This window comes from Cupriavidus sp. YR651 (genome assembly GCF_900101625.1).
GTDB lineage: Bacteria > Pseudomonadota > Gammaproteobacteria > Burkholderiales > Burkholderiaceae > Cupriavidus.
Genome location: NZ_FMYZ01000036.1, coordinates 1 through 9,716, shown reverse-complemented (window position 1 = coordinate 9,716; position 9,716 = coordinate 1). Strand labels below are relative to the sequence as shown.

The 9,716-nt window shown below is 62.0% G+C and carries 15 protein-coding genes and 1 pseudogene; 1 reads left to right on the top strand and 15 read right to left on the bottom strand.

Annotated elements, in window-relative coordinates; translation table 11 throughout:
• Window positions 1-176 (bottom strand): nitroreductase family protein (locus tag BLR29_RS31620; protein WP_176861124.1); only part of this gene is annotated, 176 nt, incomplete at its 3' end.
• A 251-nt stretch (window positions 177-427) separates the two neighbouring features.
• Here BLR29_RS31620 and BLR29_RS33290 point away from each other — a divergent pair.
• Window positions 428-862, top strand: a pseudogene (locus BLR29_RS33290) (gamma-glutamyl-gamma-aminobutyrate hydrolase family protein); the annotation flags it as partial.
• On the opposite strand, the gene BLR29_RS33285 reads toward BLR29_RS33290, so the two are convergent.
• From BLR29_RS33285 to BLR29_RS31545, 14 genes are all read right to left on the bottom strand, one after another.
• Complete coding sequence (locus BLR29_RS33285) at window positions 835-1,020, bottom strand: helix-turn-helix domain-containing protein (protein WP_092144022.1); 186 nt, start codon at window positions 1,018-1,020, stop codon at window positions 835-837. The pseudogene BLR29_RS33290 and the gene BLR29_RS33285 overlap by 28 nt on opposite strands.
• 235 nt (window positions 1,021-1,255) lie before the next feature.
• The gene (ccmI, locus tag BLR29_RS31605; protein ID WP_092144019.1) at window positions 1,256-2,107 is read right to left on the bottom strand and encodes a c-type cytochrome biogenesis protein CcmI; all 852 of its coding nucleotides are present in this window, start codon (window positions 2,105-2,107) and stop codon (window positions 1,256-1,258) included.
• Entirely contained in the window at window positions 2,104-2,592 is a 489-nt protein-coding gene (locus tag BLR29_RS31600) for a cytochrome c-type biogenesis protein (RefSeq protein ID WP_092144016.1), read from the bottom strand. Before BLR29_RS31600 ends, ccmI begins: the two co-directional genes overlap by 4 nt.
• Window positions 2,589-3,128 carry a DsbE family thiol:disulfide interchange protein gene (locus tag BLR29_RS31595; protein ID WP_092144013.1) on the bottom strand — a complete coding sequence of 180 codons (540 nt, stop codon included), beginning with the start codon at window positions 3,126-3,128 and terminating at the stop codon, window positions 2,589-2,591. The genes BLR29_RS31600 and BLR29_RS31595 overlap by 4 nt, the downstream gene beginning before the upstream one ends.
• A complete protein-coding gene (locus BLR29_RS31590; protein ID WP_092144010.1) occupies window positions 3,125-5,092 on the bottom strand; it encodes a heme lyase CcmF/NrfE family subunit in 1,968 nt (655 codons plus the stop codon). The genes BLR29_RS31595 and BLR29_RS31590 overlap by 4 nt, the downstream gene beginning before the upstream one ends.
• Window positions 5,089-5,556 (bottom strand): cytochrome c maturation protein CcmE, encoded by a 468-nt coding sequence (gene ccmE / locus BLR29_RS31585; protein WP_092144007.1) that lies wholly within the window; start codon window positions 5,554-5,556, stop codon window positions 5,089-5,091. Before ccmE ends, BLR29_RS31590 begins: the two co-directional genes overlap by 4 nt.
• Window positions 5,553-5,732 (bottom strand): heme exporter protein CcmD, encoded by a 180-nt coding sequence (gene ccmD / locus BLR29_RS31580; protein WP_218132738.1) that lies wholly within the window; start codon window positions 5,730-5,732, stop codon window positions 5,553-5,555. Before ccmD ends, ccmE begins: the two co-directional genes overlap by 4 nt.
• Complete coding sequence (locus tag BLR29_RS31575; RefSeq protein ID WP_092144004.1) at window positions 5,729-6,484, bottom strand: heme ABC transporter permease; 756 nt, start codon at window positions 6,482-6,484, stop codon at window positions 5,729-5,731. Before BLR29_RS31575 ends, ccmD begins: the two co-directional genes overlap by 4 nt.
• 46 nt (window positions 6,485-6,530) lie before the next feature.
• Window positions 6,531-7,196, bottom strand: a complete 666-nt coding sequence (ccmB, locus tag BLR29_RS31570) for a heme exporter protein CcmB (RefSeq protein WP_369804747.1) — start codon at window positions 7,194-7,196, stop codon at window positions 6,531-6,533.
• 2 nt (window positions 7,197-7,198) lie between these two features.
• A complete protein-coding gene (gene ccmA, locus BLR29_RS31565; protein WP_092143999.1) occupies window positions 7,199-7,876 on the bottom strand; it encodes a cytochrome c biogenesis heme-transporting ATPase CcmA in 678 nt (225 codons plus the stop codon).
• Between the two features lie 19 nt (window positions 7,877-7,895).
• Window positions 7,896-8,441, bottom strand: a complete 546-nt coding sequence (msrA, locus tag BLR29_RS31560) for a peptide-methionine (S)-S-oxide reductase MsrA (protein WP_092143997.1) — start codon at window positions 8,439-8,441, stop codon at window positions 7,896-7,898.
• A gap of 1 nt (window position 8,442) precedes the next feature.
• Window positions 8,443-8,886 carry a peptide-methionine (R)-S-oxide reductase MsrB gene (msrB, locus tag BLR29_RS31555; RefSeq protein WP_092143994.1) on the bottom strand — a complete coding sequence of 148 codons (444 nt, stop codon included), beginning with the start codon at window positions 8,884-8,886 and terminating at the stop codon, window positions 8,443-8,445.
• Window positions 8,864-9,055: a hypothetical protein gene (locus BLR29_RS33155; protein WP_092143991.1), complete on the bottom strand. Its 192-nt coding sequence runs from the start codon at window positions 9,053-9,055 to the stop codon at window positions 8,864-8,866. Before BLR29_RS33155 ends, msrB begins: the two co-directional genes overlap by 23 nt.
• A gap of 97 nt (window positions 9,056-9,152) precedes the next feature.
• On the bottom strand, window positions 9,153-9,716 hold a 564-nt coding region (locus tag BLR29_RS31545; protein ID WP_143018586.1), incomplete at its 5' end, for a cytochrome P460 family protein.

The window sequence follows — 9,716 nt, the reverse complement described above, 5'->3', positions numbered from 1 at the left end:
ACGGCGATGAAGCGCCAGTTCTGCAAGTGGAAGGATGTCGGCGCAGCGGTGCCGATTCGCACCAGCTCGCGGATTTGGTCGTCGCTCAAGGTGGCCGCCGGGTCGTAGTACTTGGCAGCGCTGCGGCTCAAGATACATTCGATGACGGCATTGGGCTTGGTAGTTCCGTTGGTCATGGCGAAGGTGGCGGACTCGATGGCGGGAATAGCGATATGGCTCATGTTGCAGCCCTTTCATCAGGCGGTTAGGAGCCTCCACTTTAGGCGTACCCGATACCAATTTCGAGACTACTTTTGCTCAACAAAATGCCAGAAAGGATCAAAGCAACGAGACGACCCATCCTCCACCTCCGGTGGCAATTGAAGTGCGCCGTTCGCGGTACGGTTCCCGGCAGGGGTCATGCAGCAGCGGTACTCGCACATGACGTATCAAGCCGCCCCCTCGTGGTGATTGCCGCCGCCGACCTGATACGCCACGGATTTCCTCGTGCCACACTAATGCACCTCTCGTCGGCGCCGTCTGCGACCGTTTTTCTGTCGATGAACGCGATCAACATGGCGTCAAGGAATGCTATCGTCGCGCATTGAGCGATGTAGCCGGCGTTGCGCCGATCTTCATTCCTGCGACCGGCGCGATCTCCGATGTCACGCCCTATCTGAGGCCCCCGTCCGGCCTCCTGCTCCCCGGTGGCGCATCGAAGGTAGCACCGGCCCTCTATGGACGCGAAGAGCCAGCAGAGTTCCCGCTCGATCCCGCCCGCGACAGCGTTGCCATGCAACCGATTCGCGGCGCCGTGTCGCGGGGCCGTGCGATGCTCGCGATTGGCCATGGCTTTCAGGAGATGAATGTCGCCTTCGGTGGCACGCTGCAGTCGTGTGCGATCTTAATCAGCGACGTGCAGGTTTCCAACAGCAGTCGCGTGGCACGGGTGACGCGTCGTCGCATGATGAAGCGCAGCGGCGCCTCACCGGTGGACGCACGAAAGGCGCGCATGAAATGCTGGAGACCGACCTCAGCCATAGCAGCTAGCTCCGTGATGGCGATGTTGTCACCAAGACGGTCTTCGATGTAATCGAGGATACAGCGTAGCCGGAAGGGTGCGAGCCCTCCTCATAAGTTCAAGGAGGAAGTTCTGGTGAACGTCAACAACGGATGTGCCTCCACGCGTGTCCGCCGTCTCGCGGCTTGGATAGCGCGAGCTGAATGGCGGCCGCAGGCGTGCCCACATTGACCCGACGCGGAGCGGACTGCTAGGTCACCCCGGCGCTCCTTTTGCGGGGGCCGGCTTGGCCAACTCGCGGGCGCGTGCAATATCATTCGCGATAGCGGCGCGGCTCGGGTCCCCCTCAGGCGCTGTGGTCGCCAGGCGTTCCCAGTAAGTGGCGGCCTCGACGTAGTGGCCCGCCCGGAACGCGGCCATGCCAACCAGCTTCAGGCTGGCCGCCTCTTGCGGATTGCTAGCAAGGGCTTCGTCGGTCAGCGCCTGTAGCTGTGGCGTCCATTGGCGACCACCCGCGAAATACAAGGCCTCGGCCCAGTACCCCAGTAGTTCCGGCGGCCGCCCCGCCAAGGTGACGGCGCGCTCGAACGCGCGAGCCGCATCGTCCATGCGTTCTTGAGCCATGTAGGCGCGACCTAGCAATGACCAACCCTCGGACGAGTCGGGTCTCGCGGCCAGTAGCGCTTCCAGGCGCATACTGACCTTTTCGATGCTTTGCACCGCCTGGCCCGCATGTTGGGGCGTCGGCACGAGTCGGTCCACCGAGCCCCAGTGTAGGTACAGCACCAGCGCAAGCAGTGGCACCGACGGTGCCGCGACGAGGGGAACAACTCGACCCAGCCGTGCGCCGGCAGCGTGCTCCGGCCCTTGTGAATCATCCAAAAGTTCGCGGGCCACCTCGACCCGTCCAGCCTCAAGCTGAACCGCGTCGAGCGCGCCAACGTCGTGCTGTGTCTCCAATTCGCGCAGACGTTCGCGGTAGAGTTCCACATTCAGACGGTGCCGGTTGGCGTCGACACGCTTGCGAGGGAGGTGCACCTGGGGCACTAGGATGAAGGCCAGAGCTGTTGCGAACAACAGTGCTGCGTAGAGCCAGAAAGCGGTCATGGATCTTGCTCGATGGATAGGTCAGCGTCTTGCAGCAGGCCGGACAGGCGATGCCGCTCGGATTCGGACAATGCGCGCCCAGTCGCCGGACGTGAGCGACGCCTGCTTGCGACGACGGCTGCCACGGCCCCGCCGCCGGCCAGCAGTAGCGCGGCCGGCCCAAACCATAGCAGGACCGTGCTTAAGGAAAGCGGCGGGTCGTACAGCACGAAATCGCCATAACGAGAGACCATGAAGTCGACGATCTGCTCGTCGCTTCTGCCTTCATGCAGCATGCGATGGATCTCGCCGCGCAAATCATCGGCGATGGGTGAACTCGATTCCGCGATGTTCTGGTTCTGGCACTTGGGGCAACGTAGTACGCTGGCGAGATCGTGATAGCGCTGACGCAGGCTGTCGTCGGAGAATTCGCGAGTGTCGATGGCAGCTTGGCTACCACCGAGTACGCCAAAAACCAAGACGGTCATGACGATCAGGCGCTTCATTCTGCGGCCTCCCGTAGCAGTTTGTCGTAAATGGGCGCCAGTTCTTCCCGCCAGACGCGCTCATCAATGATGCCGATGTACTTGTCGCGAATGACGCCTTGGGCGTCGATAAAGAAGGTCTCGGGGGCACCGGACACGCCGAGGTCCAGGCTCAGCGTGCCAGCAGCATCTTCGATTGTCAGCCGGTATGGGTTGTGCACAGTGCGCAGCCAGTGCTGCGCCGCCTTCCGCTCGTCCTTATAATTGACCCCGTAGATGACTACACCCTGGTCGGCCAGTTTGGTCAACATTGGGTGTTCTTGGCGGCAGGTTGGACACCATGTCGCCCAGACGTTGACCAGTGCCGGCTGCCTCTTGAAGTCGTCGCGCGTCAGCACGCGCGATGGCTCGTCGAGAGCCGGTAGCGCAAATGTGGGGAACGGCTTGCCGATCAGAGCGGAGGGCAGCCGGGTTGGATCGAGGAACAGGCCGCTATACAGAAGCACCGCGATGAACAGGAACAATGCCAGCGGCAGCAGCAACAGCAATCGTTTCATGGATGCGTCCCGGCTATGTGCATGTCCGGAGCCGGCCGGACCACCCGGACGCGATAGCGCCGATCGGCCGCCGCTAGCAAGCCGCCCAGAGCCATCATCAGCGCACCCAGCCAGATCCAGCGCACGAACGGCTTGATCTGCAGCCGTATCGCCCAGGCGCCGTCGGCCAGCGGCTCTCCCAATGCCACAAACAGGTCGCGGGTGAAGCCGCCTTGAATTCCGGCCTCGGTCATGGAGGCCTGCTGGACGTGATAGACGCGCTTTTCCGGGTGCAGCATGGCGACCTCTCGGCCATCGCGCATGACCCGTACACTACCGCGATCGCTAGTGTAGTTGGGTCCCTGAAGCCGGGTCGTGCCCTCGAACATGAACCGATAGCCACCCAGTTCAATGGTGGTGCGGGGCATCATGCGCAGCTCCCGCTCAAGGCTGCCGGCGCTGGTTAGCACGACGCCCAGAGCGCAGACGGCGAAGCCGAGGTGGCCCATCTGCATGCCCCAATAGCTGCGCCCCAAAGTCGGCAGGCCCTTGAACAGCCCTTTGTGGCGCGTCTTGTCGAGGATGTCGCGCAGGCCCGCCAACACGATCCATGCGGCCAGTAGGCAGCCCATTGCCACCGCAAAACGCGACCGGTCATGCAGCGTGGCCGCGGCGAGCGCGATCAGCAGGCTGGCGGCTAACACTGGGGCGAGCATGCGCGCCAGCCAGCGCACCGGCGTGTCTTTCCAACGCGTCAGCATGCCGATGGCGGCCGTAACCATCAGCAGCGCCATCAGCGGCACGAACATGGCATTGAAGTAAGGTGGGCCGACCGACAGCTTGGCGCCGGTCAGTGCGTCGAGAATCAAGGGGTAGAGCGTGCCCAGCAGAACCATTGCCGCCGCCACCGACAGCAGCAGGTTGTTCACCAAAAGCAGCGTTTCGCGCGACCAGATTGCGAAGCCGGCCTGGCTCTTGACGACCGGTGCCCGCAGCGCGAATAACGTGAGTGAGCCGCCCACCACCACCAGCAGGAACGCCAGCACGAACACGCCACGCGCCGGGTCGGTGGCGAAGGCGTGCACTGAGGTCAGCACGCCCGACCGGACGAGAAAGGTGCCCAACAAGCTGAGCGAGAACGCGGCAATTGCAAGCAGCACGGTCCAACTCTTGAACACACCGCGTTTTTCGGTTGCAGCCAGAGAGTGGATCAACGCCGCCCCTACCAGCCACGGCATGAACGACGCGTTCTCGACGGGATCCCAGAACCACCAACTGCCCCAACCTAGCTCAGAATAGGCCCACCATGACCCTAGGGCGATGCCCAGGCCGAGAAAGGCCCATGCCACGGTTGTCCAGGGGCGTGACCAGCGTGCCCAAGCAGCGTCGAGCTTGCCGTCCAGCAGGGCCGCGATGGCGAAGGCGAATGCCACCGAGAAACCAACATAACCCATATAGAGTATGGGCGGATGGACGATCAGGCCGACGTCCTGCAGCAGAGGATTGAGGTCACGACCATCAGTGGGGACATTGGGCAAGCGGGCGAAAGGGTTGGAGGTGCCGATCAGGAAAAGCAGGAAACCGGTGCTGATCATGCCCATCACCGCGAGAACCCGCGTCAGCATCGCCTCCGGGAGTTGGCGGGCGCCGAGCGAGACCGCGGATGTCCAGCCGGCCAGTATCAAAACCCACAGCAGCAGCGAGCCCTCGTGCGAGCCCCAGATCGCGCTGAACTTGTAGTACCAGGGCAGCATGCTGTTGGAGTTTTGTGCCACATACGCGACCGAGAAGTCATTGGTCAGGAAGGCATGGGCCAGGCAGGCGAACGAGACGATCACAAACGTGAGTTGTCCCCAGGCGGCCGGCCTCGCCAGCGCCATCCAGCGGCGGTCGTTGCGCCAGGCACCGGCCAATGGGATGCTAGCTTGCACCAGGGCGAGGCATAGGGCCAAGATTAGGGCCAGCAGTCCGAGTTCGGGGATCATTGAGCAGACTCCTGTTTGCCGCGCGGGAGTTGGCCGGTCGTCCCGGCTTGCTTCAGCGCATTCATAGCTTCGGGCGGCATGTAGTTCTCGTCGTGCTTGGCCAGGACTTCGTCAGCGTGCAGCATGCCGTCGTCGTCGAGCCTGCCCATCGCGACAATGCCCTGGCCCTCGCGGAACAGGTCAGGCAGGATGCCCTGGTAGCGCACGACTATGCTGCGGGCGCCATCGGTGACGCTAAATCGCAGTGCCAGCGAGTCTCGTGTGCGTTTTAGCGATCCGGTCTCGACCAGGCCGCCGGCGCGGATGCGCGTGCCGTGCGGCGCATCGCCGGCGGCGATTTGACTCGGGGTGTAGAACAGGTTGATGTTCTCTCGTAGGGCGGCGAGCGCCAACGCCGCGGCGGCGCCGGCGCCGCACACCAGAGCCAGTATCCAATACGCGCGCTTCTTGCGGACTGGGGTCATCGCGACACCTCCCGGCGTCGACGGCGCGCCAGGTCGTTCAAGTACCGGCGGCGCGTCAGCAGGGGTAGTACCACGTTCAGTGCCATCAGCGCCAGGCACGAGCCGTAGGCGCTCCAGACGTAGGCGCCATGGCCATCCATGGCGAGAAAATCAGTGAACGACTCAAATGCAATCATGTCCGGTCCTTGAGTAGTCGGGCGATCTCAGCGTCGGCCCAGCGGCTGCCGGTCTCGCGCCGCAGCACTTCCAGGCGCATACGCGCGAACAATACCGCCCCAAAGAAGCAATAGAAACCCAGCACAGCTAACAGCAGCGGTACCCACATCTGCGCCGGCATCGCAGGCTTTTGCGCGAGCGAGAAACTGGCGGGCTGGTGCAGGGTGTTCCACCATTCGACCGAGTACTTGATGATCGGGATGTTGACCACGCCGACCACGGCCAGCACCGCGCAACCCCGCGCAGCGCTGTCGCGGTTGGTAATTGCTTGGCCCAGCGCGATCACTCCCATATACAGGAACAGCAGGATGAGCATGGAGGTCAGGCGCGCGTCCCACACCCAATACGTGCCCCAGGTCGGCTTGCCCCAGACTGCGCCGGTGGTCAGCGCGATGACTGTCATCCAGGCACCGACGGGCGCCGCCTGCCGCAGGGCCACATCGGCAAGCTTCAACTTCCAAATCAGTCCGATGGTCCCAGCCACCGCCAGCACGACGTAGATGGATTGGGCTAGCAATGCCGCCGGCACGTGGATATAGATGATGCGGAAGCTGTTGCCCTGTTGGTAGTCCGGGGGCGCGAATACCAGTCCCCATGCAAGGCCGATCGCGAGCAGTAGCGCGCTGGCGGAGGCAAACCAGGGCAGGCATTTCCCGCTCATGTCGTAAAACCATTTAGGCGAGCTCCATTTGTGTAGCCAGGTCCAGTTCATTCAAGTTGCTCATCAGGGTTCGTTGGCCTGTGCCGTAGACGGTGTCTCATTCGGCGACGCTGATGGATAGCCCCGCTGCGATGGCAAGCGGTGTCAGGGTGATTGCCAGCACGGCGAGGCAAGCAAGCCACAGCAGGTGCCCCGCGACGGGTAGACCCTGCAAGGCGGCCTGTAGCGCGCCGCAGCCCAGGATCAGTACCGGGATATACATTGGCAAGATCAGCAAGGCCAGCAATAGCCCACCGCGCCGCAAACCGACGGTGAGTGCCGCGCCAACTGCGCCGAGCAGGCTGAGCACAGGCGTGCCCAACAACAGCGACAGCAGCAGCGCTGGGAGGCAATGAGCCGGCAGGCCGAGCATCAGAGCCAGAAGCGGGGCTAGTACCACCAGCGCGAGGCCGCTGCAGAGCCAATGCGCCGACACCTTTGCCAGCACGAGCATCGCCAGCGAATGAGATGAAAGCATCCACTGTTCCAGTGATCCGTCCTCGAAATCTGCACGAAACAAGCCTTCTAGCGAGAGCAGCACGGCCAGCAGCGCCGCGACCCACAGCAATCCTGGTGCCGCCTGTTGCATGAATCGTGATTGCGGCCCTAGAGCGAGCGGAAACAGGGTGACGACGACGGAGAAGAACACCAACGGGTTGGCGAGGTCCGCTGGACGACGGCATAACTGACGAAGCTCACTATTAAATAAGGGAATAAAGCCCATCTTCATGCGACGTACTGTCCCAGATCAAGGTCGGCATAGGCTTGCGCGCGTCTCGTTAACTCGTGGTGAGTAGTCAGCACCGCCGTGCCACCGCGCTCGCAATGCGTCGCCAAGCGTTCTTCCAGTTGCGCCGTGCCGGCAGCGTCCAGTGCCGTGAACGGTTCATCCAGCAGCCACAGCGCTGGCGCTGCGGGCAGGTACAGACGCGCCAACGCGATTCGACGTTGCTGCCCGGCAGAAAGCGCATGGCAGGGTGTATCTTCGAAGCCACGCAAGCCCACCGCGGCCAGTGCCTGTCCGATCGCCGCGCTTGCGCCGCGCGTGTGCAAGGTTCCCAGCCAGGCTAAGTTTTCCTCGGGGGTCAATAGTGCCTTGACGCCGGCAGCATGGCCTATCCATAGCAGTTTGGAACCCAGCTTGCCGCGCTGCTGGGTAACGGCCTGGCCGAACAGCTCGACATGTCCGGCGGCCGGTTGGGCCAGGCCACACAGCAGACGCAGCAGGCTGCTCTTGCCGCTGCCGTTCGGCCCGCGGATGCGCAACATGTCGCCGGCCCGCAGCCGGAAGCTGACCCCCGTGAACAGTTGGCGTTGGTCTCGTTCGCAGCCGAGAGCCACCGCGTCGAGCACAGGACGAACGGCGCCAGGGGCGATATCCTTGGAACCGAAGAATTCGTGCATGTCGAACCTGCTTCTCCAATCAAGCATCGGCGCCGGTATGAGAAGGAGTTGCTATGGACTCGCCAGTGGTCTCCCGCTCGGGAAGGACCCAGCCGGGGCGACGGAGATGACAGGTATAGCCCCCCGGCTGCTTCTCAAGATAATCCTGATGCTCTAGCTCGGCTTGCCGGATATCTCCGACAGGATCAACCTCGGCGACAACCTCGCCTTCCCGAAGGCCGGAGGCGTCCATCTCGGCGATGGTTTCATTGGGGATACGAGTCTGTTCGTCGTCGATATAGTAGGCCGCCGAGTGGTATGAGCTGCCACTGTCTCCACCCCGACGCTTCAACGTCGCCGGACCGTGGATTTGGAAGAAATACTCAAGGACGCTTCGGTAGCTCGTTCGCGTTGTGTCTAAGACGATTTCGATCCCCTCCGAATGAGCGTCATGGTTGCGGTAAGTCGCGTCCGGAATTTCGCCGCCGGTATAGCCAACACGAGTCGAGGCGACTTCGGCGCGCTTGCGGAGGAAGTCCCGCATCCCCCAGAAGCATCCTCCAGCGAGTACAGCGCGCTGATGCATATTAAGTCTCCTCAACCTGATCGAGATATTCGCCGTAGCCCTCACTCTCCATGTTGTCGCGATGGATGAACCGGAGCGACGCGGAATTGATGCAGTAGCGCAGGCCACCGCGATCAGGCGGGCCATCCGGGAAGACGTGGCCGAGGTGGCTGTCGCCGTGGGTTGATCTAACCTCGGCTCTGATCATCCCATGGGAGATATCGCGTAACAGGTTGATATATTCGGGAACGATGGGCTTAGTGAAACTTGGCCACCCGCAGCCAGAGTCAAACTTGTCGGACGACGCAAAGAGGGGCTCGCCTGAGACAACGTCCACGTAGATGCCAGGTTCCGAATGGTCGTTGTATTCCCCGGAAAACGGGCGCTCAGTCCCTGCTTCCTGTGTGACGCGGTGTTGCTCCGCGGTCAGTTGTTCGATCGCCTTATGTGACTTTCCATACCGCATAATGAGCTTCCAATCTTTGCATGAGAGCCGAGCGTGTTGCTGTTGGCCCTAAAGTCGTTTGCAGAATCCGAACGACGACGTCATTAGCCGCCGCCCGCGGTTCGGGCCGCTCCACCAGCTTCTTCCCGGCCGTTCCGGCAGCCTGGTCTGTCACCACGATCGTCTTCATCCTCTTCCTCCATGTGTCGAGACCTCACCCGCACGTGACTGAATGCGATACACGGAATGGCCGTAGCACTTCCGTTTTATGGAAATTGTCTCCTCGGCTATTCGTCCATTTTCCGGAGATCTTGCATGGATAAAAAAATCCGTTCCCAACATAGCGTGCGCCAGCGGTCGAGGTGACCTCGCTCCCCGAACTGCTCTGTACAGAGCGGCGGTCCGACCACTGACATTTCATCGACACTAGGCTGCCTTAATCGGCTCAGAGGCGGATAGCCATGGGTGTAAATCCAGTCTGATGCTCGCGCCGGCACGTGACAGGACTGACAGTCCTTCTTGTAGTCCGTGGATGTAGTCTTCGTGGGATCAGTTGAATCGAACCAGGCCCAACCCCAGCCGTCTCCCCAAAGCTCGTTTTTGGGGAATCGGCCGACGTCGTCTTTCACCATGACAAACCAACCGGCAAGGGTGCCGGCGCTACTTACCGTTCCGGTTGTCATAGATTTTGTGGTCGTCTTGAACACTTCCTTCACGAGAACAGTGCCATCAGGAAAGCGCCCGGACTTGCGGTATGCGGCGATGGTTCCCGGGGATGCATAGACCACGTGCATCTCCTTCGAGCCTGGGCTATTGTCTGCAGCCACTGCCCAAGTGCCAAGCATCTGATA